General features: G+C 60.3%; 20 protein-coding genes. 6 read left to right on the top strand and 14 right to left on the bottom strand.

Going from position 1 to position 23273, the window contains the following annotated elements; all coding sequences use genetic code 11:
* The first annotated feature begins 22 nt into the window (after positions 1–22).
* Positions 23–1318, top strand: coding sequence for a serine hydroxymethyltransferase (glyA, locus tag I9182_RS05555; RefSeq protein ID WP_209597090.1), 1296 nt, complete (start codon positions 23–25; stop codon positions 1316–1318).
* A 17-nt stretch (positions 1319–1335) separates the two neighbouring features.
* Entirely contained in the window at positions 1336–2313 is a 978-nt protein-coding gene (locus I9182_RS05560) for a CoA ester lyase (protein WP_209597092.1), read from the top strand.
* Between the two features lie 155 nt (positions 2314–2468).
* On the opposite strand, the gene I9182_RS05565 is transcribed toward I9182_RS05560, so the two are convergent.
* Entirely contained in the window at positions 2469–3416 is a 948-nt protein-coding gene (locus I9182_RS05565) for a helix-turn-helix domain-containing protein (protein ID WP_209597094.1), read from the bottom strand.
* A gap of 80 nt (positions 3417–3496) precedes the next feature.
* Between I9182_RS05565 and I9182_RS05570 the strand changes: the two genes are divergently transcribed.
* From I9182_RS05570 to I9182_RS05585, 4 genes are all read left to right on the top strand, one after another.
* Positions 3497–4657 (top strand): acyl-CoA dehydrogenase family protein, encoded by a 1161-nt coding sequence (locus I9182_RS05570; protein ID WP_209597096.1) that lies wholly within the window; start codon positions 3497–3499, stop codon positions 4655–4657.
* Between the two features lie 2 nt (positions 4658–4659).
* Complete coding sequence (locus I9182_RS05575) at positions 4660–6675, top strand: acetate--CoA ligase family protein (protein WP_209597098.1); 2016 nt, start codon at positions 4660–4662, stop codon at positions 6673–6675.
* Between the two features lie 3 nt (positions 6676–6678).
* Positions 6679–7458, top strand: coding sequence for a carnitinyl-CoA dehydratase (locus I9182_RS05580; protein WP_209597100.1), 780 nt, complete (start codon positions 6679–6681; stop codon positions 7456–7458).
* Between the two features lie 75 nt (positions 7459–7533).
* Complete coding sequence (locus I9182_RS05585) at positions 7534–8004, top strand: hypothetical protein (protein WP_209597103.1); 471 nt, start codon at positions 7534–7536, stop codon at positions 8002–8004.
* On the opposite strand, the gene I9182_RS05590 is transcribed toward I9182_RS05585, so the two are convergent.
* The 13 genes from I9182_RS05590 to napF form a co-directional block, all read right to left on the bottom strand.
* Positions 7995–9065 (bottom strand): polyprenyl synthetase family protein, encoded by a 1071-nt coding sequence (locus I9182_RS05590; protein ID WP_209597105.1) that lies wholly within the window; start codon positions 9063–9065, stop codon positions 7995–7997. The genes I9182_RS05585 and I9182_RS05590 overlap by 10 nt on opposite strands.
* A gap of 4 nt (positions 9066–9069) precedes the next feature.
* A complete protein-coding gene (locus tag I9182_RS05595; RefSeq protein ID WP_209597107.1) occupies positions 9070–11193 on the bottom strand; it encodes an FAD-dependent oxidoreductase in 2124 nt (707 codons plus the stop codon).
* The gene (locus I9182_RS05600; protein WP_209507024.1) at positions 11186–12010 is read right to left on the bottom strand and encodes a DUF3237 domain-containing protein; all 825 of its coding nucleotides are present in this window, start codon (positions 12008–12010) and stop codon (positions 11186–11188) included. Before I9182_RS05600 ends, I9182_RS05595 begins: the two co-directional genes overlap by 8 nt.
* Before the next feature lie 14 nt (positions 12011–12024).
* The gene (locus I9182_RS05605) at positions 12025–12909 is read right to left on the bottom strand and encodes a family 1 encapsulin nanocompartment shell protein (protein WP_209507025.1); all 885 of its coding nucleotides are present in this window, start codon (positions 12907–12909) and stop codon (positions 12025–12027) included.
* A gap of 52 nt (positions 12910–12961) precedes the next feature.
* On the bottom strand, positions 12962–16162 hold the full coding sequence (locus I9182_RS05610; protein ID WP_209597109.1) for an adenylate/guanylate cyclase domain-containing protein: 3201 nt from the start codon (positions 16160–16162) through the stop codon (positions 12962–12964).
* A gap of 485 nt (positions 16163–16647) precedes the next feature.
* Positions 16648–16905, bottom strand: coding sequence for a hypothetical protein (locus I9182_RS05615; protein ID WP_209507027.1), 258 nt, complete (start codon positions 16903–16905; stop codon positions 16648–16650).
* A 13-nt stretch (positions 16906–16918) separates the two neighbouring features.
* Positions 16919–17611 (bottom strand): NapC/NirT family cytochrome c, encoded by a 693-nt coding sequence (locus I9182_RS05620; RefSeq protein ID WP_209597111.1) that lies wholly within the window; start codon positions 17609–17611, stop codon positions 16919–16921.
* Positions 17612–17640: 29 nt separating this feature from the next.
* A complete protein-coding gene (locus I9182_RS05625; protein WP_209597113.1) occupies positions 17641–18078 on the bottom strand; it encodes a nitrate reductase cytochrome c-type subunit in 438 nt (145 codons plus the stop codon).
* 12 nt (positions 18079–18090) lie between these two features.
* The gene (gene napH, locus I9182_RS05630; RefSeq protein WP_209597115.1) at positions 18091–19008 is read right to left on the bottom strand and encodes a quinol dehydrogenase ferredoxin subunit NapH; all 918 of its coding nucleotides are present in this window, start codon (positions 19006–19008) and stop codon (positions 18091–18093) included.
* Positions 19005–19823: a ferredoxin-type protein NapG gene (napG, locus tag I9182_RS05635; RefSeq protein WP_209597118.1), complete on the bottom strand. Its 819-nt coding sequence runs from the start codon at positions 19821–19823 to the stop codon at positions 19005–19007. The genes napH and napG overlap by 4 nt, the downstream gene beginning before the upstream one ends.
* Before the next feature lie 28 nt (positions 19824–19851).
* Positions 19852–22344, bottom strand: a complete 2493-nt coding sequence (gene napA / locus I9182_RS05640) for a nitrate reductase catalytic subunit NapA (RefSeq protein WP_209597121.1) — start codon at positions 22342–22344, stop codon at positions 19852–19854.
* The gene (locus I9182_RS05645; protein WP_209507033.1) at positions 22341–22634 is read right to left on the bottom strand and encodes a chaperone NapD; all 294 of its coding nucleotides are present in this window, start codon (positions 22632–22634) and stop codon (positions 22341–22343) included. The genes napA and I9182_RS05645 overlap by 4 nt, the downstream gene beginning before the upstream one ends.
* A complete protein-coding gene (napF, locus tag I9182_RS05650; RefSeq protein WP_209507034.1) occupies positions 22631–23146 on the bottom strand; it encodes a ferredoxin-type protein NapF in 516 nt (171 codons plus the stop codon). Before napF ends, I9182_RS05645 begins: the two co-directional genes overlap by 4 nt.
* Between the last annotated feature and the right edge of the window lie 127 nt (positions 23147–23273).

Consider the following 23273-nt stretch of genomic DNA (forward strand, 5'->3'; position numbering starts at 1 on the left):
TACCCAGCCATGTGGAGCGCCCATGAACGCCAATCTTCGTGACACCGGATTTTTCACCCAGTCCTTGTCGGACCGCGACCCTGAGCTTTTTGGCTCGATCCGGTCTGAGCTGGGTCGTCAGCGCGACGAGATCGAGCTGATTGCGTCCGAGAACATCGTCTCTGCCGCTGTGATGGAGGCGCAGGGTTCGGTGATGACCAACAAATATGCCGAAGGCTACCCGGGTCGGCGCTATTACGGGGGCTGCGAGTTTGTTGATATCGCCGAGAATCTGGCCATCGACCGCGCCAAGCAGCTGTTTGGCTGCGGTTTTGCCAATGTGCAGCCGAACTCGGGCAGCCAGGCCAACCAGGGCGTGTTCCAGGCGCTGATCCAGCCCGGCGACACCATTCTGGGCATGAGCCTGGATGCTGGTGGCCACCTGACCCACGGCGCGCGGCCCAACCAGTCGGGCAAGTGGTTCAACGCCGTGCAATACGGCGTGCGCCAGCAGGACAACATGCTGGACTATGATCAGGTCGAGGCGCTGGCGAAAGAGCATAACCCCAAGCTGATCATCGCGGGCGGTTCGGCCATCCCGCGTCAGATCGACTTTGCCCGCATGCGTCAGATCGCCGACATGGTCGGCGCCTATCTGCACGTGGACATGGCGCATTTCGCCGGTCTGGTTGCGGCGGGCGAGCATCCCAGCCCGTTCCCCTACGCGCATGTGGCGACCACCACCACACACAAGACCCTGCGCGGCCCACGTGGGGGTATGATCCTGACCAATGATGAAGATATCGCTAAGAAAGTGAATTCGGCGATCTTCCCCGGCATTCAGGGCGGCCCGCTGATGCATGTGATCGCGGCCAAGGCCGTGGCCTTTGGCGAGGCGCTGCGCCCCGAGTTCAAAAGCTACATCCAGCAGGTCGTGATCAATGCGCAGGCGCTCAGCGATCAGCTGATCAAGGGCGGGCTCGACACCGTGACCCACGGCACCGACACCCATGTGGTGCTGGTCGACCTGCGCCCCAAGGGCGTCAAGGGCAACGCGACCGAAAAGGCCCTGGGCCGGGCGCATATCACCTGCAACAAGAACGGCGTGCCGTTTGACCCGGAAAAGCCGACCATCACGTCGGGCATCCGCCTGGGCAGCCCCGCCGGCACCACCCGCGGCTTTGGCGAGGCCGAATTCCGCCAGATCGCCGACTGGATCATCGAAGTGGTCGACGGCCTGGCTGCCAACGGCGAAGACGGCAACGCCGAAGTCGAAGCCAGCGTCCGCGCCCAGGTCGCTGACCTCTGCAACCGCTTCCCCATATACCCAAACCTGTAAGCCGAAAGGTCCCAACCATGAGCTTTCATCCAATTGAACAAGCCCCCGCCCGCCTGAACCGCAGCGAGCTTGCCGTGCCCGGCAGCCAGCCCGGAATGTTTGAGAAGGCCGCGAAATCGGACGTGGATGTCATCTTCCTCGATCTGGAAGACGCCGTCGCGCCCGATGAAAAGGAACAGGCGCGCAGGAACATCATTCAGGCACTGAACGATATCGACTGGGGCAACAAGACCATGTCGGTGCGGATCAATGGTCTGGACACCCATTACATGTATCGGGACGTCGTGGATGTTGTCGAACAGGCGGGCCAGCGTCTGGACCTGATCATGATCCCCAAGGTCGGGACAGCTGCAGATGTGTATGCGGTCGACATGCTGGTGACCCAGATCGAAGACGCCAAGGGATACAAGAAACGGATCGGGTTCGAACACATCATCGAAACCGCGCTTGGTATGCAGAATGTCAGCGCGATCGCGGCCGCATCAAAGCGCAATGAAAGCCTTCACTTTGGTGTCGCGGATTATGCCGCCTCGACCCGGGCGCGAACCACAATCATCGGGGGCGTGAACCCGGACTATTCGGTACTGACCGACCCGGATGCCGACGGAGGCCGCCTGACCCACTGGGGCGACATGTGGCACTACGCCCTTGCCCGCATGGTGGTTGCGGCGCGCGCCAACGGGCTGCGTCCGATTGATGGGCCGTTCGGAGATTTTCAGGACCCCGACGGTTACAAGGCCGCCGCAAAACGCGCCGCTGTTTTGGGGTGCGAGGGGAAATGGGCCATCCACCCCAGCCAGATCGCACTGGCCAACGAGGTGATGTCGCCCTCGGATGCCGAAGTCACCAAGGCACGACGCATTCTTGTCGCGATGGCCGAGGCCGAGGCGGATGGAATGGGCGCCGTTTCACTGGATGGTCGTCTGATCGACTATGCCTCGATCCGTCAGGCCGAAGTACTGGTCGAAAAGGCAAGCCAGATCGCCGCAGCCTGAACGCCCGAACCAAACCTGACCTGCGTGGGCGCATTGTCCACGCATATTCTCCGGCGCTTTGAGGGCCGACCACGGCGCTAACGTAAATCGCTACGACAAAAGCGCGGTTTGTTTCCGAGTTCGACACCTGAAACAGAAATCCCGCCAGTCCGGGTTTATCGCCCCGACAGGTTTCCGTTCCGAAATGCGGTCGGCGTCTGACCGAACTCGGCCTTGAACGCGCGGGTCATGGCGCTGGCATTTTCGTATCCACAGCGCCCCGCGATCTCGGCGATGGATTGTTCCGTATCCTCGGTCAGATTGCGTGCGCGGTTCAGGCGCAGACGCCGGTACAGCGCTTGCGGAGTTGTTTTCAGTTCCGCCTGAACACGCGTTTCAAGCCGTTTTTGCGAACACCCGATTTTCCGGGCCACACTTCGGACTGACAGCGGTGCTTCAAGATGCGCCTGCATGACGGTCAGCGCGCGATTGACCAGCGTGTCCTCGGATTTCAGAGGCAGGTCATAATGGCCGCGCCCGTTCCGGCTCATGAACAAGTGCTCGACCTCCATCGCCAGCAGCGGGCCGTGATCCCGGCGGATAAGGGTCAAGGCCAGATCAAAGGCGGCCATGGCCCCGGAACAGGTCAGCCGGTTGCCATCGATGACAAACCGTTCCTGCACGGCCTCCACCGCCGGAAACCTTTCCTCGAACCGCGAAAACTCGTCCCAATGAATGGTCGCCCTGTGGTCATCCAGCAATCCCGCGCTGGCCAGCAGCCAGCTTCCCGTGTCCAGCCCGGCCAGGTGCTTGTGTTGCTTGGCCGCAGCCAGCACGGCACGTATGGTCGGCCGCGTATCCAGCTTCAGGTATCCATATGACGGCATGACAACAAGAAAATCCCCCTGTTGATCGCCGATGGCCCCGTTCGGGGTGACGACAAGGCCGCTGGAGCTTTGAACAGGGTTGCCGTCAAGCGAACAGAAGCGCCATGCATATAACGCCTGCCGCGACAGGGTGTTCGCCGCCCGCAACGGTTCGACCATGTTCGCAAGGCAATGGTTCGAGAACCCGTCGAACAGAAGGACATTGTATTGCTGCGATAATATTTTCGAACTCGGCATGAAAATGATCTATCTCTGCATGCCGCGACCATGAGCGATGGCGTTTGGTTGGTCAACCACCGATCCAGGGAACACGCGCCATGCAGTTTGGTCTGACAGAAGAACAGGACATGATCGTCTCGACGGTCCGCAGCTTTGTAGAAAAAGAAATCTACCCGCATGAAGACGCGGTGGAACGCAGCGGAACGGTCCCGCCGGAGCTTGGCAACGAGATCAAGCAGAAATGTATCGATCTGGGGTTCTATGCCTGCAACTTCCCCGAAGAAGTGGGCGGCGCGGGCCTGTCGCATCTGGATTTTACACTGGTCGAGCGTGAACTGGGCCGTGGGTCGATGGCGCTGACACATTTCTTTGGCCGCCCGCAAAACATCCTCATGGCCTGCAACGACGAACAGCGCGAACGCTATCTGCTGCCCGCAGTGCGCGGGGAAAAGATGGACGCGCTGGCGATGACTGAACCGGATGCCGGATCGGACGTGCGCGGCATGAAATGTCAGGCGGTGCACGACGGTGGCGACTGGGTCGTCAACGGATCAAAACACTTCATCTCGGGCGCGGAACACGCGGATTTCTTCATTGTCTTCGTTGCCACCGGCGTGGATGAGACCCCGAAAGGCCCTAAAAAACGCATCACCACCTTCCTGGTGGATCGCGGCACACCGGGCTTTGAAGTGCGCGACGGCTACAGATCCGTCAGCCACAGGGGCTATAAAAACTGTATCCTGTATTTCGACAATTGCCGCCTGTCCGATGCGCAGGTTCTGGGCGAGGTCGATGGCGGTTTTGCGGTGATGAACGAATGGCTCTACGCGACCCGGCTGACGGTTGCGGCCTTCTCGGTCGGGCGCGCGCGGCGCTGCTTTGACTATGCGCTGAACTACGCCGCCGAGCGCAAGCAATTCGGTCAGCCCATCGGCAAGTTTCAAGGCGTCGGCTTTCAGATCGCCGACATGATCACCGAGATTGACGCCGCCGACTGGCTGACCCTTGCCGCCGCTTGGCGTCTGGATCAGAACCTGCCCGCAAACCGCGAGATCGCCTCGGCCAAGCTCTATGCCTCCGAGGCATTGGCGCGGGTCACCGACACGACGCTGCAAATCTTCGGCGGCATGGGCCTGATGGATGATTTCCCGATCGAACGGTTCTGGCGTGACGCCCGGGTCGAACGGATCTGGGACGGCACGAGCGAGATTCAGCGCCACATCATCAGCCGCGATCTTCTGCGTCCGCTGGGCGCCTGACCATGACCAAAGACCTGACCCGGCTGCTGCGCCCGAAAAGCATCGCTGTCATTGGTGGCGGTGCATGGTGCCAACAGGTTATTCTGCAATCCGAACGCATGGGATATGCCGGTCAGATCTGGCCGGTCCACCCCAAGGCTTCGGACATTGCGGGCCACAAGGTTTATGGCCATATCGAAGACCTGCCCGATGCACCTGACGCGGTTTTCATCGGCATCAACCGCCACGCCACGATTGAAGCGGTTCAAGTCCTGTCCAGCATGGGTGCGGGTGGCGCTGTCTGCTTCGCCTCGGGCTTTTCCGAGGCCGTGGCCGAGGACGACACCGGTGGGGATTTGCAGGATCAACTGATCACCGCGGCCGGTGATATGCCCATTCTGGGCCCGAATTGCTATGGCTTCATCAACGCGCTGAACGGGGCATTGTTGTGGCCGGATCAGCACGGGGTTGTGCCCGTCGACAAGGGCGTGGCGATCCTGACGCAAAGCTCGAACATCTCGATCAACCTGACCATGCAGAAACGCGGGTTGCCGATTGCCTATATGGTCACTTGCGGGAACATGGCTCAGACCAGTCAGGCGCAGATCGCCTCGGCCCTGATCGATGACCCGCGCGTGACTGCCGTGGGCCTGCATATCGAAGGCTTCAAGAACATCCGTGAGTGGGAGGCGCTGGCCGCCAAAGCCCATGCAAAGGGCGTCCCGCTGGTTGCCCTCAAGGTCGGCGCATCGGAACAGGCGCAGGCGGCAACAGTTTCCCATACCGCGTCGCTGGCGGGCAGCGATGCCGGGGCGCAGGCGCTGCTTGACCGGCTTGGCATTCCACGCCTTCCGGCACTGCCCGACTTCCTTGAAACACTCAAACTGCTGCACTGCTACGGACCGCTGCCGGGGGGCAACATCGCCTCGATCAGCTGTTCGGGGGGCGAGGCGAGCCTGATTGCCGATATGGCTGTCGGCACGGGGCTGCAATTTCCAAGGCTGGACGATGAAAAACTGACACGCCTGCGTGACGCGCTCGGGCCCATGGTCGCGCTGAACAACCCGCTGGATTATCACACCTATATCTGGCGTGACGAGCTGGTGATGACGCGGGCCTGGTCGGGCATGACGGGCGACGATATCGACATGACATTCTCGATCGTCGACTACCCGACCACCGACTCTACCGATTGGGCCTGCGCAACGCAGGCAGCGCTGAACGTACGGGCAGAAACCGGTGCCCGGTTTGCGATTGTCGCCACCTTGCCGGAACTTTTGCCGGAAGACATCGCACAACAGCTGATGGCCGGGGGTGTTGTGCCCTTCATGGGCCTGCGCGAGGCGCTGTCTGCGACCCGCGCCGCAGGGCAGGTCAAGGCCCCATCCGCTGCGCCCGTATTGCAACCGGGCATGATGGAACCAACCCAAATCCTGACCGAAGGCGCCTCGAAGGCGGCGCTGGCGGAATGCGGCCTGCGCATCCCGCAAAACCGGACGGTGCGGGGCGCGGAAGCTGCCCGTGCCGCAGCGGACCAGATGGAAGGCCCCTTTGCCGTCAAAGGTGTCGGGCTTGCGCATAAATCCGAACACAGCGCCGTTCGGCTGGGCATCCGGGCCCAGGACGTCGCGGCTGTCACGGCTGATATCGGCACCGAAGACATCCTGATCGAGGAGATGGTCACCGGACCCGTTGCCGAGCTTCTGATTGGCGTGGTGCGTGACCCTGCGCATGGGTTTGTTCTGACCCTTGGGGCAGGGGGCGTGCTGACCGAACTGCTGCGCGATACGGTATCCTTGCTGGTGCCCAGCCCGCCCGAAGACGTCCGCTCCGCCCTTAGCCAATTGAAGATCGCCCCGCTGCTGGCGGGCTATCGCGGTCAACCGGCGGCTGATATGGATGCGATTGTTGCCGCGGTCGAGGCCGTTCAGACCTATGTTGTGCAAAATGCTGACACGCTTGGCGAGGTCGAGATTAACCCGCTCCTGTGCACGCCGGACAAGGCCGTTGCCGTGGACGCCCTGATAAGAAAGGCCTGAGATATGGACCCGATCAAAACCCGCCGCGATGGCTCGATCCTCGAGGTCACGCTGGACCGCCCCAAGGCAAACGCGATTGATCTGATCACCAGCCGCAGAATGGGCGAGGTCTTTGCCGAATTCCGCGACGACCCGGACCTGCGCGTGGCCATCCTGACCGGTGCGGGCGAAAAGTTCTTTTGCCCCGGCTGGGATCTGAAAGCTGCCGCCGACGGCGACGCGGTGGACGGAGATTACGGCGTCGGCGGGTTCGGAGGCCTGCAAGAGCTGCGCGATCTGAACAAGCCCGTGATTGCCGCCGTCAACGGTATCGCCTGCGGCGGCGGGCTAGAGCTGGCCTTGTCAGCAGACATGATCCTTGCAGCTGACCACGCCACTTTTGCCTTGCCGGAAATCCGCTCGGGCACCGTTGCGGATGCTGCCAGCGTCAAACTGCCCAAGCGCATCCCCTATCACATCGCGATGGAGCTGCTGTTGACAGGCCGCTGGTTTGATGCCGAAGAAGCCAACCGCTGGGGGTTGGTGAACGAGATTGTCGCCGCTGATCAGCTGATGGACCGCGCGTGGGACCTTGCCCGCCTGCTGGCGTCAGGGCCACCGCTGGTCTACGCGGCCATCAAGGAAATCGTGCGCGATGCCGAAGACGCCAAGTTTCAGGACGCCATGAACCGCATCACCAAGCGGCAACTGCGCAGCGTGGATGTCCTCTATTCCAGCGAGGACCAGCTTGAAGGCGCGCGTGCATTTGCTGAAAAACGTGATCCGGTCTGGAAAGGCAAATAATAACGCGGTGTGTTTGTCGCGCGGACCAAGTAAATTTCCCATTTACTGATCCGCGTCACAGGTGCACAGTTGGGCATGCCTTATTTCGAACGAAAACCATACGTTAGCACGCCACTTCCGGTCAGCCCGATCGCGCCGCAGCCGGATGCGCAACCGATCTCTGACATCGCCCGCCGCGTGCTTGGGGCTGAACGGGACACGCAACAGCCGCTTGAGGGGCCATTTGCGTGCCGCAAAACCTGCCACCCCGGCGGCACCGCGACCATATTGCTGTCCTTTGACGCACCAAACGGTGGCGGGCCTGTCGCACTACAGTTCGAACCGGGTGACCTGATCAACCGGAACGGCGACACTCTTCCGGCAAACCGGGTCAATGTTGTCCCCCCACAAATCCAGTTAAACCCCGGTGAGTCAACAGATGTTGCCGTCATTGTAACCGTGCCGGATCTTGCCGATCCCGGCGAATATCACGGCCGGATCGCCTGCGCAGGCACAGTGCAAACCTCGATCATCGTGATGTACGAGGTGGCGGGCGCTCAAACCTGACGGGTTACGAGATAGTCCATGAAATGACCCAGAAACGCGCGCGGCACTTCTTCGGTGGCCGCAAAAACCTGCGCAAACTCCTGACGGGCCGAGGCCAGCAGGTCATTGGCCGCGTCCTGAGCGTATCGGATGCAGCCATAGTGATCCATGCGATCCAGAACCCAGCCCACATCCTGCGTCGAGCGGCTGTCGCGCGGGTTTGACAGCATCTCCGACAGGCGCGCCTTTTCGGGCTCGTCCGCCTGCAGGCTAAGCCGCCCCAGCATCAGTGTGCGTTTACCTTCGTAAATGTCCCCGCCGATCTCTTTGCCATATTTGTCCTGCGAGCCCACGAGGTTCAGAACATCATCCTGTATCTGAAACGCGGCCCCCAGAAAAAACCCAAACGCGTTGAAATCGTCCAGATTAAGCGCGCCTGACGCAACATCATGTGGCCGGGCAATCAGCGCCCCGATGCGCATGGGGTGAATGAAGCTGTACCAGCAGGTCTTTTTCAGACACATCGTCAGATAATCCGATGCATCCACGTTCAGCCGGTTGTCCCGTATCCAGCCAAGCTCCAGCGCCTGACCTTCAATGGACTGCTGCAAAAGGTGATCGAACTCGTCCACCACGCGTATACCCGTTTCAGGGCCCAGCGGCCCAAGGTTCTGGCGCAACAGGCGCAGGGCCAGCGATTGCATCCCGTCGCCGGTATTGATCGCCAAAGGGACCCCTAGCCGCTTGTGCATGCATTCGCGCCCGCGCCTGAAATCGCTTTGATCCTCGATATCGTCATGGATCAGAAACGCGTTGTGCAGCAGTTCAAGAACGGCGGCAGACACCCGTGCGTTTTCGCTGTCACCGCCGAAAGCCTCGCATGTGGCCAGCAACAGCGCGGGCCGCAACCCCTTGCCCGAGGTTTCGATGTAATCCCGCATCGGCCCGTACAGATAAGCCTGCGGCTCGCCCGTCGGCAGCATCTGCAAAAGCGTCTCTCGGGCGCGATCCCCGTATGAGGTCAGCGTTTTCAGAAAATCCTGCTGTGCCGCAGGATCCAGATGTGCTGTGCCAGTGGCCACAGGGTCATCCCTTCTGGGTGATGATCACACGGGTTTTGGTCTCGTTCCTGCCCGTCTCGGCAAGGTTGGTTCCGGTTGCGGACAAAGGTGAATCCGTCAGCGGCAAGGCTTTGGACAACACCCCCGACTGGCCGCTGTCCCGGCCCAGATCAAAGGCAACATCCTCTGCAATCTCCTCTCCCGGGATCGGAAGATCAGCAGTCGGCTCGTAGGCCACCATCAGGTCAAACAGCTCTTTCGGAGGGCAGATCATGCGTAACGCGTCCGCAATCGCAGGGTCTTCGGTAATCCCGCCGGGTTTTGAATACTCAGCCGCCGGTTCCCCGATGACGGCCAGCGGCCCTTCACCGCCACGCTCAACACCCACGGAATCCTGTCCCATCCTCAGCGCGGCTTCGACCGCAACCGCAAACCGGTTGTCCCAGGGCAGACCGGCCTGATAGCGGGCAAAATCATAGGCGCGCAGCGGTTTCAGGATATCCGGCTCGTGCAGGTCCCAGATCTGGCAGGGCTCAGCTTTTGATCCGCCGCGTTGCAGGATGGCATTGACCGCCCGGCGCGCCGCTTCGTTCGCCCCTTCCATGGTGGCAAGATCGGTGTAGGTGCGCACATAATCTGATGCCAGCATGAAGTTCGGGATCAACGTGGCCGCCTCAGGGCGCAACCGCCAGCTGTTGATGCGATTGACCAAAAGCGGCTCCACATTGGTTTGGCGCTTGGGGTCGTTGGGATCCTGCACAATATCCGGATCAAGGAACCAGTAATGCATGTCCTCGTCGCGCAGGACGGTCTGGCCATCCACGTTGACGCTCCGCTTGAGCTGTTCCCAAACCTCTTGCGCAATCTCCTCGCGGCTGCAATCACGCGCGGTTTTTCCGTTCAGCCCCGGCTTGTCCCATTCCGAAATATCTATTGAAAGCAAACCCTTGGTCTTGCCTTCTGCCCAGTTTTCAAAGTTGATGGCCGACCAGAACTGTTTTTGCGAAACCGCGGTCAGGGCCCAGGGGCTGTCAATGAAAATGACATGGCCGTGCGTCAGTTCAACATCCTTGGTCAGATAGAACTGAATTCCGTTCATCCATTGCACATCTTCGGCCAGCAGGGGCAACTTGGCCAGAGACGGGTCAATTGCCGTCATCGCAGGGGTGATCAGCGGCGCGATCCGTTCGATCGGCATCGCACTGATGAACCAATCCCCGGTGACCTGCTTTTCTTCGCCATCCTGTTCAACTGTCGCGCTGACGATGCGGCCCTCCTGGCAGTCGATGCCCGTGACCTTTGAGTTGAACTTGTACACGACCCCCTTGCTTTTGAGGTAATCCAGCCATGGCTGTATCCAGACAAGGTTGGTGGGACCGTTCAACAGCCGGTTGCCATGTGGCTCGGGCGTCGCGATACCCAGTTGAAGCTGAACGGCAATGTCGCCCACCGTCTTTGTACTGGCAGTTGTCGCCTTCGCGGCCACCAGCGAACGGGTCAGGCCAATGGCCAGAAACTTCTGATACGCTTCCGAGCGTTGTTCGGCACCGATGAAGTCCCACCACCCGATGCGTTCATATTCGTCGAACCGGCGTTCCTTGCAGGATGTCGCGATGCGCCACATGCAGGCGATGAAATGTTCGACATCCTCATAGGCGATCTGGTCACGGGGCGAGAGCGTGAATGCAACCGTCTTGAGCGCATCGGCCACGTCTTTCAGCGTGCGGGGGAACCGTTCGGGAACGATGATGCCTGGGTCGTCAAACTGGCTGACCAGAACCTGAGTGGTGGACACCAGATTATCATAACAGGTGCCTTTGCCGTAATAGGGCGTGCGCGCCATCGTATCGGTGATATGGCGGTAGAAATTCGGAAAGAACCGGAACCCGTGCTCGCCGGGCAACCAGGGGCGTTTCACACCGGGAGGATAACTGGCACCGTCCATCTCGGCCCATTGTTCAAGCGCCTTGATGTGTTTCGCCTTTGACCCGTGATCGCCTTCGCCCTTCATCACGGGGATGCTGCGTGCCTTACCGCCGGGGATCAGCTGGCGCTCGTGAATCTCGACCTCGTACCCGCGCTCGATCAGCTCATGCGCGGCGCTCATTCCGGCCACGCCACCGCCCAATATGACAACCTTTTCAGCCATCGGATGTTCCTTTCGCGGAATAGACGTCAAAGCGCAGGGTGATATCGGACAGGCTGGCTTCGCCGATGCCGAACCCCTGCAACCTGTTCATCCAGGCATAATTCGGGTTTGACGTCAGGTATCGCGGTGCCAGCCGGACCGGGGCCGAGGCGGGCAGAGTGCCCTTCGCCAGCCCGGCATACCCATCCGGGCCAAAGTCACACACGCCGGTATCTTCGAACAGGATCGGCGCACCCCCTTCAACGGGTTGGATAAGCGCTCGGGCGTGCAAAAGCCCAACTCCGTCGGATCGCACGCGCATCCAGTCGCCCCCCAGCGGATCGATCGTCCCCTTCAGATGAGGCCCTTCAACCGTTCCGCCCTCTTTGATCCCGAAATGCAGCCAGATGCCGTCCGGTGTTTCCCCCGACGGATAGAACTCGTCGGTGAACGGCACCACAAACCTGCCAACGTGTTCAAGCGCGGGCACTTGCGTGACTGGCTTTGCCAGGTTTGGCGGCGCAGGTTCGGGGGCCTTTCCGGGGCCGGGATCATATTCGCGACCACCGGTCGTCAGCACCGGTCGCCAGGTCAATGCCTTTTTCTGGGTCACAGATGGCAGCATGGCTGCAAACTGCTGAAACCCCGTCATGGGGTCGCAACGCAAGGGCCAGCCGCGAATGGCGCGTTCGGGGCCGCCATCTTCAGAAAAGATCACACGCACCACGTCATGCGAAGACACGGCGGGTCCGGCTTCGATCAGCACCCGATTTAACCCATTTTCGTTGATCAATTCGGACCAACGCAATGTCACACCCCGGTCTGTGAATTCTCGCATGACCAGTTCTCCGGTCAGCACGTGATGGTGCAGATCGCCTGTGCTTCCTTGATCCTCAGGTGAAACTTCTGCTGCACGCGGAAGATGTGCTCACCGTCAGACGAGGTTTGCAGATACTTCACCGCGATATCCGAAGGCACGACAATCTCGACCGGCGCACCTTGCAGCGATACAAGTGCTGCCTTGTTTGCGGGCAGGGTGCCCGATCGCAGCAGCGGGCCGTCAAGGAACGGAAGAATACTGTCACGCGGCAGCACCATCGAGTTTTCGATCGGCGTGGTCACGGCCTGAAACAGCCCATTGCCCATCACGCAGGCAAAAGGCCCAAGGTATCCATGCGCTTCCAGCTTGTTGATGCCCGCGACCACGGCCTCGAAAACCTCGGGGCCGGAACAGGGTTTTTTCTTCCCGTTGATCGATATGGACTGACCTTCGCCAGCCTCCAGCAGCCCCGGGTATTTGCCGCCACCGCTGACGGTATAGATCGGCGGCAGATCGGCAGGTGCGCCACCGGCATGTTTGGGCGCTTCGCTGCTGCCTGGCTGGCCGTTGAAAACGATGTCATCCTCGACCTTGGCCACGACGGCGGCGGCCCGGCGGAACATGATCATGGCTGCGGCCAGTTCCGGATCAGCCACCTGCGCGCCTTTCAGGTAGACGTTGACGGAAACCGTCGTCAGCCGCAGGGTGTCATAATCATTCACTTCCAGACGCTTGGCCGCGCCTGATGCGTTGTCGACCAGACCCAGCTTGTTCAGGGGAACAGATTGCGTGTCCGCAGGCAGCGGCCCATAAAGCGGCAGAAAGCTCGCAGCCACCCGCGCACGCAGCGCTTCATCATGGACGGCCTTGTTAACGGCATTCCACTGTTCGGTGTTCCAATCCAATGCGTCGGTCATTGTAAATCCCTCTTGGTGATGCTGCCCTGTTTGGCCGGGCAGTCCGTCTCGTTCATTCGGCTTTCGTCAAACTGTCCAGAAGTGCCTCGGCGCGTTGTTCCTGAACAACGGCACCACATTCGCGGGCAAGCGCCAATGCCAGTTCACCTTCGGCAATCGCGCTGTCCCGATCACCCTTGGCAGCAAAGGCTTTGGCCCGCACGCGGTGATATTCCGGTTTGTTCAGCGTTTCTCCTCGTTCCCAACCGGGGGTACACACGGTTTCAAGCCGGTCCAGGGCCTGATCAATATCCCCGTGATCGATCATCAACTCAGACAGAACAATCTGATTCTGCGGAAAAGTAAAGTTTCCACCAGACTTTGAGATCAGGTTCATGCAGGCCTCGATATGGGCCGGGACGCCCTCGATGTCACCTTTTCCCGCCTGCGCAAGACCCATGTAGATATCCTGCATGGCGTGAAGATACAGGAACCCTTCCTCATCGGCGATCTTGCGGGCTTCTTTCATAGTGACGTCCAGCCGGTCCCATTCGCCCGCGTAGGGCAGGAACATGCTGCACGCGCCCATGACATAGACAAGATTGGGTGCGTGGTTCAGTGCCCGGCTGACGTCGATGGCTTTCAGACGTGCGGCCTCCGCCTCATCAAACTTGCCCTGCTGCCACAGAAGGCACCCCTGAATGGCCAGCAACGACGCCGTGGTCGAGGACTGGGTCATCGGCATCATGGCCATGTCCAGCTCGGGCGTGATCAGCGCAAAGGCACGGTCAAGCTGCTGCTCGCAATCCGCGAATTCCCCGCGAAAGTAATGCGTGAAACTCAGCGCGCGGGCTGCCAGCACGTTGGCGACAGGATCGCCACTCATACCGGCCATCGCGTCCAGAGCCTGCCCCATCTCCATTGCCCGGTTCATCTGGCCCGCGACAAAGAAATTGGTCCAGCGGCAGAAGGTGGCCGCGAAAAGGGTTTCGCCATCGCCCAAGGCATGGGCAAGCTCCATCGCGCGGGCGGCTGTCTCTCCGACCTGATCGGAGGACCATCCATAGATCGCCATGTAAGCCGGAAGGATATTCATCTGCACCCGAAGCTCGAACCCGTCACGCTCGGCATTGGCGGGCATCGTTCCGATATTGCGCAGTGCCGCGCGAAACGCCGAGATCGCAGGCAGGTTCGCCAACCGCGACAGGGCTTGTTCGCCTGCCGTAAACCAGTTGGACACCGCCTCATCCTTCAACCCGCCATGGTCGCAGTGATGCGCCACGGTATCGGGGGCGGGGTTTCCGAATGCGTTATGTCCGGCCAGCAAGGCCCGTGCGATTTTAAGATGAACCTTCTGCCGGTCTTCGCGCAGCAGCGAGTTATAGGCCGTATCCTGAACCAGCGCGTGGTTGAACGTATAGGTGGCCGTTCCGGCTTCGCCCGTGATCAGCACAACGCCAGCCGCCATCAGCTGCATCAGCGCGCTTTCCACATCCATGTCTTCCTGCGCAACCGCCTGGATCATCGCCGAGGTGAAACTGCGCCCGATAACAGACCCAAGCTGCGCAATGGGCTTGGCGTTTTCCATCCGGTCAAGACGCGACATCAACGAATCCTGAAGGGTCGCGGGGATACTCAGGGCATCCAGAACCTCGGCGTTGATCGGCGCATCTTGCGGCAGCTGATCCAGAACCGCCTTGGTCATCTCTTCGATGTAAAGCGGCACGCCATCGGCTTTCTCGACAATCTGCCTGATCAGGATGACCGGCAAACTGTATGGCTCGGCCACGCGCCGGACCAGTTCCGAGGCTTCACTGCTGGCCAGAGGCGTCAGATCGATGCGCGCCGCGCGGCCCTCGTAATGCTCAGGCGGCTCGTATTCAGGGCGATGCGACAGGACCACCAGTATCGGGAACCCGTCCAGACCTGATGCCAGCGCCTCCAGCACGTCCAGCGTGGTTGCGTCAGCCCAGTGCACGTCTTCCACCACCAGCAGCAAGGTGCCCCGCCTGTCACACAGGCTGCCAAGGCTGCGCAACAACACGTCCAGCGACTTGCGGGCCTTCTTCAGGGGGTCTGGATCCGGCGCTGCGCCCGTTTCGACCCCGGCCATATCCAGAAGAACAGGCAAATCCGCGTCGCTCAGACGAGAGGCGGCCTGAACAAAATCGGAAATCGCAGCCCTGATGCTGTCATCGGATTTGTTGCCTGAAACCCGCCTCAACTCTCCCACGATCGGGTGAAGCGGAAGGCTGGCCAGATGCGGAATGCACTGCAAGGTAAAGGGTTTGACGCCAATTGTTTCGGACAGCGATTTGATCAGCCGCGACTTGCCAATGCCTGCGGCGCCGCCGACAAACGCGAACCTGCCGGAGCCCGCCTGTGCATCTTTCCAAAGCTGGGTCAGGACCGAAAGGTCGTCGCCCCGGGCGACAAGATCAACAGCTGACTGTCCGACACGCGCATCGAACCGGCTGGTCGCAACGCTTTCGGAAATGGCGCGATAGACGGTGCGCTGATTGTCAAATCCTTTCAGGTTGTGGCTGCCACGGGGCTCGAACTCGAATGCGCCTTGTGTCAATCGCCACGTCTCTGCGGAAACGATCACCTCACCCGGCTCGGCCAGACCTTGCAGGCGGGATGCAAGGTTCGCGGTTTCACCGACCAGAAAGTCCTGCGACCCAAGACTTGTCGACGAAACCACCCCTACAACAACCATACCGGTGGCAATTCCCGCGCGCAGATCCAGTTTTTCGCCAAACCTGTTTTCAAGGTTTTGTACGGCTTCGATGGTCTCCAGCACGGCGCGAACGGCGCGTTCGGCATCGTCCTCCATGGCTTTGGGATATCCGAAATAGACCATGATCCCGTCGCCCTGCCTGTAGGCCAAGTGACAGCCATGCTGTTTCAGGGTCCCGATCGCCGTATCCAGATACAGGTTCATGATCTGCATCAGGTCTTCCGGGTCATACCGCTGGGCCAGCTGCGTGGACCCCACGAGATCGCAGAAAACCAGCGTAAGCTGCCGCCGTTCGGCTTCGGACCTAAGCTCCTGCCGGGTCGAAGCTTCCTCAGATTTCAGACGCGCCTGCGCCTTGCGAAACCGCTTTCTTTCGCCAACCGTCAACCCCAAATCACGCAGTTCGGGATCTGTCAGCTCGTCCAGAATATCATCATCCACGCCTTCCTGCCGAAACAGCGTGGCATGGTTTTCCAGATCAGCCAGTTGAAGAACTTTAGAGATACGCGGCGATGCCTCAAGGACCCCCGTCATCGTTCTGCGCCCCCGTCCATTTTCCTTCCCCCCTTACTCCCCTCAAAACATATTGTATTTGTATAAGCAAAAATAGAGAGGAATTTACGTTCTATCCACATGACGCAGGGACACCATTATTAACTTGTTATCTGCTGTGACAGATGTCGTTTCGAATTTCCACTCCACTTTGAATTTTTCTTGTCAAATCATTGGCTTTCGGTTTCATATTGATTTTTCACGCGCAAATCTGGGTCGGGCCTGCTGCCTTGCCGCACGGAATGGGAATGGGTGTTTCTCCCTAGGCTCTAGGGCCTCGTGCGCTTTCATCGAAGTTGTGGAAATGCGAAAATCACACCCTGCCGATTTTCGTTGCTGCCGCGCTCTTTAAACGCTTCCGTTACGTCAATAGACGCGTCGCGCGCGGCACAAGCGTCCGCTTTGGCGCGGGAAACGTGACTCGGCAGGATACCGGTTCCACCAAACGGGCAGAACCGGTTTCTTCTTCAGACGGTTGCGCCTTTCAGGCGGATGGCAGTACCAAGGCTGCCCGCGCAAAGCCCGACCAGAACCGAGATACCAAGTTCCAGCGCTTCCACATGGGCAAACTGAAAGCCCGCAAAAACCAGCGTTTCCAGAATGCCGACAACGGCGCCCAGTACCGCACCCAGCCATAGCTTGCGGGTCATCATTCCAAGTGCCAGCCCAAGTATGCCGGGCAGGCCCAGGACATTGGCGCCGATTGTTCCAAGTAAGTCTAACATGTCTGCCCCCACTCTAATTCGAACTTTTGTTCAGAAACGCGCGGATGTCGCTGCCCGAGGCGGATGCATGTTCCTGAAGAACCTCGCCCTCCACGGCCTCGCTTATCTTCTGGTACTGTTCCAGATAGTTCGCGGGCAGATTATGCGCGATGCCCTGATGGCAGTCGATGCATGTCATGCCGGTGTCGATGGCGCGCTGGTGTTCCGACGCGGCGCGGGTTTCCTGAATGGTAAAGTCCATGTAGTCAAAGTTGTGACAGTTGCGGCATTCACGACTGTCCGACTCCTTCATCTTCTTCCACACGGCCGAAGCCATGCTCAGGCGATGCGCCTCGTACTGCTCGGGTGTGCTGATGGTTCCGGCCAGCTCATGATAGACGTCTTTGACGGCCATGATCTTGGCTTTGATCTTGTGGCTCCATTCATCCGGCACGTGGCAGTCGGAACAGATCGCACGAACGCCGGAATGGTTGTTGTAATGGATCGTTTCGCGATACTCGCCCAGGTTGGTTTCCATTGTGTGGCACGAGGTACAGAATTCTTCGGTATTCGTCAGCTCAAGGGTCCAGTGAAATCCACCCCAGAACAGGATACCGGCCAGAAATCCGGCCAGGACAAGAAAGCCTGAACTGAACAGCACCGTCGGCGTCCAGATCGCGTTCCAGAGGCGACCAAGCAAGCCGCGGTTTTCAGGAGAGTCGGCCATATCGGTGCTCCTTTCAGTCTTGCGTTGGATCAATTGCCGGCGGAGGGCTGGAACACGTTGTCGACCAGCGGCGGGGCGTCGGCCTGCGGTACGTGGCACTGGTTGCAGAAATACCGGGTTCCGGCGATCCGATCCAGTTCGCGGCCTTCGCGGTCCAGATAATGGGTCATCGAAAGGGTCGGTGCATTTCTCTCACCAGCTTTGGACCAGTCATGGCATGACAAACACTGATTGGTGCGCACATCGATTTGATACTGTTCGATCGAATGCGGGATCAGCGGCGGCTGCTGGCGATAATTACGCTGCATCCGTCCTTCTACATTCTTGTGGATTTGATCCAACGGGATCAGTTCGTCCACGTCCGCACCGCGCAGGGTTTCAACCTGAGCAGATTGCGCGACGGCCCATCCGCTCAGCAATAATACGGGTAGAAGGGCAATTCCGCCTGTAACGATTGATTTTTTCATCTTGGCACTCCCCTAGATAGGTCTGGCGGCGCGCGGCTCGGGCGCGGCAACTGGATCGGAAGGTTGGACGACGTGGTCGTCGAACCGGTGAGTAAAGGTAAAAACGTCGACCGCGCAGACATCGATGCAGCGGCCACAATTCGTGCAGTCGGGTGACAGGATCAGCGGGGTACTTCCCGGTTTGCCCTTCAGCGCGGGCGAGATCACCTGATTTTCCGGGCAGACCGCGTAACAATCCATGCAGTCATCGCAGGCGGCGCGGTTTGTGGCGCTGATCCGCAGCAGGCTTTTTGCTCCGATCAGGCCATAGAACGCACCCACCGGGCACAGGTGTCCGCACCATCCGTGGCGCGAGACGAAGACGTCAAAGACAAAGATGGCGGCGATCAGCGCCCAGACAAAGCCCATTCCAAAGACCAGCCCGCGATGCAGCATGGTGATCGGGTTGATCAACTCCCACGCGATCATGCCGCTCAGACCCGAAACAAGCAGGACGGTTGCCAGAATCCACAGGCGCGTGCCGCGCTTGGGCTGCCAGCCTTTCGGCAGGTCCAGCTTGCGGTGCACCCAGTTGGCCGCGTCCGTCACCGGGTTTATGGGGCAGACCCAGGAACAATAAACACGGCCACCAATCAGCGCGTAGATCACCAGAACAATCACTCCACCGATCAATGCTGTCACCTCGGGCCAGTGGCCCGCAACCATGCTCTGCAACAGGATGAACGGATCGGTCAAAGGCAGCACGCCCAGCGTCAGCGACCCGGCCAGCGTGCCCTGAACGATCCAGATGCCGAACCATGGGCCGAGCAGAAACAGAACCAGAAAGAACAGCTGGCTTGCACGGCGCAACAGCAGATAGCGATGCGCGCCGATCCAGCCCTTGCTGGCGATGGCCTCTTGACCTGTGGGCATATCTGTGCGGGCGCTCATTGTCCCACCCCCGGCAGATCATATCCCGGCGCAAAGCCGCCGGGCGTGGCCAGATTGTCCGTGCCCGGTCCGGGCAAACGGTCCGGCAGGTCGATGATCCCCTCGACCACCGGCGCGCCTTTCGCGGCCTTTTCTTCCCAACCCTTGCGGTAATGCTCTGCCGAACTGCCCCGCGCCAGCCGGGCAGGCAGCACCTTGATGGCGGCCTCGGGCAGAACACAGCTTTTCTCGCACATGCCGCAGCCGGTGCAGCGGTCGGCGTGGACGGTCGGGATGAACATCGCGTGATGACCCGACCGCGTGTTGTGCGTGGTGTCCAGCGTGATCGCCTCGTCGATGACGGGGCAGACGCGGTAACAGACATCGCAGCGCAACCCGAGGAAGTTCAGGCAGTTCTCCTGGTCGACCAGAACCGCGACCCCCATCTTCGCATCGTCGATATTGTCCAACGCCGGGTCCAGTGCCCCGGTCGGACAAGCGGTGACACATGGGATGTCGTCGCACATCTCACAGGGAATATCCCGCGCGGTGAAAAAGGGTGTTCCCGTCGCCACCGCGTCCGAGCCCAACTCGGCCAGTTTCAACGTATCATATGGGCAATCCCGCACGCATAAGCCGCAGCGGATACAGGCTGACAGGAACTCCTTTTCCGGCAGCGCGCCGGGCGGGCGCAAAGCCTCGGCCGGCAGGGCGTGGGCGTCGCGGGCCAGATAGGCCAGCACCGTCCCGGCGACCACGCAGCCGCTCGCCGCCCGCGCCGAATCCTGCAGGAACCGGCGCCGCTGCGGCGAAAGGGGTTTGTCGGCAAAAGACATGAGGATATACCCGTACGATCCTTGTTGCCTATGCGCGCTCGACCTTGCAGGCGCATTTCTTGAAGTCGGTCTCTTTCGACAGCGGGCAGGTCGCGTCCAGCGTCAGCTTGTTGGTCAACTGGCCTTCGTCGAACCACGGCATGAACACCAGACCGCGCGGCACCTTGTTGCGCCCACGGGTCTCGACCCGGCTGGTGACCTCGCCTCGACGGGTAGACAGAACAATCTCCTGACCCCGGCGCAGGTCCCGATCCTTGGCGTCCTGCGGATGCATGTAAACCACAGCCGCTGGGTAGGCGCGGTGCAGTTCTGGCACACGGCGCGTCATCGACCCAGAATGCCAGTGTTCCAGCACACGACCGGTGCACAGCCACAGATCATATTCTGCATCCGGCTCCTCGGCCGCAGGCTCGTAAGGCGCAAAGATGATGCTCGCCTTGCCATCCTTCTTGCCATAGAACTTCACGCCCGCACCTTCGGGCACATAAGGGTCATAGCCTTCGCGGAAACGATACAGCGTTTCCTTGCCATCCACGACCGGCCAGCGCAGGCCACGGGCTTGGTGATAGGTTTCAAACGGTGCCAGATCGTGCGCGTGGCCGCGTCCGAAATTGGCATATTCCTCGAACAGACCCTTCTGAACGTAGAACCCGAAATGCTCGGATTCGTCGTTGTCAAAGCCCTCGGCGGTTTCCGACAGCGGGAACTTGTCGACGCTGCCATTGGCAAACAGAACCTCGTACATGGTCTTGCCGCGATGCTCCGGCATGGTGGCCAGCAACTCTTCGCCCCAGACCTCTTCAACGGTGAAACGTTTCGAGAATTCCATCACCTGCCACACGTCCGACTTGGCCTCGCCCGGTGCCTTGACCTGCTGCCGCCAGAACTGGGTACGGCGCTCGGCGTTGCCATAGGCGCCTTCCTTCTCGACCCACATGGCGGTGGGCAGGATCAGGTCGGCGGACACGGCCGTGACGGTCGGGTAGGGGTCTGAAACGGTGATAAAGTTCTCGGGGTTGCGATACCCGGGATAACCTTCTTCGTTGATATTCGGTGCGGCCTGCATGTTGTTGTTGCACTGCACCCAATAGGCGTTCAGATCGCCATCCTTCAGCTTGCGGTGTTGCAGTACGGCGTGAAAGCCGGGCTTGGCCGGAATGGTACCCGCAGGCACATTCCAGGCGGTTTCGCAAATCTCGCGGTGCTCGTCATTCATGACAACCATGTCGGCAGGCAGACGGTGGGCAAAGGTGCCAACCTCACGCGCGGTTCCGCAGGCCGACGGCTGACCCGTCAGCGAGAAGGGCGAGTTTCCGGGCTCGGAAATCTTGCCCACCAGCAGGTGCACATTATACATCAACGAATTCACCCACGACCCGCGGGTATGCTGGTTGAACCCCATGGTCCACAGGCTCATGACCTTGCGGTTCGGGTCGGCATATTGCTGGGCCAGACGCTCCAGCTTGTCCGCCGGAACACCGGACAACTCCGAAGTGTATTCCAGCGTGTATGCCGATACCGCCTCGGCATATTCCTCAAAGCTGATCGGTTCCATCTTGCCGACATTGGGGTTCGCGGCCTCTTGTTGCAGCGGATGATTGTCGCGCAGGCCATAACCGATATCGGTGGCGGTCTTGGTGATGTTGACGTGGTTCTTGACGAACTCTTCGTTCACCGCGCCATTCTGGATGATGTAATTGGCGATATAGTTCAGGATCGCCAGATCGGTCTGCGGGTTGAACACCATGCCATTGTCGGCCAGCTCGAACGAGCGGTGCTCGAAGGTCGACAGAACATGCACTTCGCATCCCGGCTTGGTCAGGCGCGTATCGGTCAGGCGCGACCACAGGATCGGGTGCATCTCGGCCATGTTCGACCCCCACAGAACAAACGTATCCGCGTGTTCAAGGTCGTCATAGCAGCCCATTGGCTCGTCGATGCCGAAGGTGCGGATAAAGCCGACCACGGCCGACGCCATGCAGTGACGCGCGTTAGGGTCGATGTTGTTCGACCGGAATCCGGCCTTCATCATCTTGGCCGCCGCATAACCTTCCCAGACGGTCCACTGACCGGAACCGAACATGCCCACGCTGGTCGGGCCTTTCTTGGCCAGCGCCTCTTTCCACTTGGCAGCCATGACGTCAAAGGCTTCGTCCCAGCTGACCGGCTCAAACTCACCGTTCTTGTCATATTCGCCGTTGGTTTTGCGCAAAAGCGGCGTGGTCAGGCGGTCCTTGCCATACATGATTTTGGACAGGAAATAGCCCTTGATACAGTTCAGACCCCGGTTGACCGGCGCATCAGGGTCGCCCTGCGTGGCGACTACGCGGCCATCCTTGGTGCCCACCAGAACCGAACAGCCTGTGCCGCAGAACCGGCAGGCGGCCTTGTCCCAGCGGATATCAGGCGCAGCGGCCTGAGCGCTGGCCGAACCAGCGGCCAGCGGGATGCCGGCAGCCGAGGCCGTGGCAGCCGCTGCGGACGCTTTCAGGAATGTACGACGGGATTCAGAGATGGTCATTGCATGGGCCTCCTGCTGGACGGTTGGCTTGGAGCATCAGGACGCGGAGCAGCCTCCGCGGGATCTTCGAAATGGTGATAGGTCAGTGACAATGAGATCACGCCGGGGATCTGGTGCAGATCCATGATGGTTTCCGAGGCCAGCCGGTCGGCTGTATCCTCGACAACCACGACGAACCGGCCATCCCCGGCCTCGGCATGAAGCTCGACGCCATCGGTGCCGGTCATCGCCGCGCGCGCGGCGTCGGTGTGATCGGGGGCGATGTGGACAAGACAGCCACAGATATTCATTGGGTCACCTCCGGGTGCAAAGGGGTGGGGCGGTGCATCGTGATGGCCCCGGCAGGGCAGGCGGCAGAACATGTGCCGCATCCGATGCAGGTTTCGGTTTCAAGCGCCGGTTCAGCCCGCCCGCCCAGTTGCAGGCGAAAGCGGATGGCTTCCTGTTCACAAGTGTCCTGGCACAGGCGGCAGCTCACCCCGTTCATCGACAGGCAGCTTGCGGCCTCGATCCGTGCGCGCCACGGCCACTCGGCCACACGCTCGGGCAACAGCGCCGGGGTCGGACAAACCTCGGCACATGCACCGCATAAGGTGCAGCCGCCTGCGGAAAGATCCAGAACCGGAAAGCCGCTGTTGTCGAATGTGATGATGTCTTCCGGGCAGGCCCCGGCGCAGTCTTCGCAGCCGGTGCACAGATCGGCAAATCCTGTCACGCCCGCACCCGGCGGTCGGATCGCATCAGGATCCTCCCGTAGGATACGTGCGCTCAGAAAAGCGCGTCTGCTGGTCAACTGGCTCATGGCTGGCGACTCGAGTTTGGATAGATTGGTTCGCGTCCTTACTTCCTAGCTGTGTGAAGCAGTGCAGGACTTGACCTATATCATATTTTTTCTGATTTTGTTGCTCGTTCTGCTGTTTGCGGTACTT

The sequence above is a fragment of the Ruegeria sp. HKCCSP351 genome (genome assembly GCF_017872535.1).
In the GTDB taxonomy this organism is placed as follows: Bacteria; Pseudomonadota; Alphaproteobacteria; order Rhodobacterales; family Rhodobacteraceae; genus Ruegeria.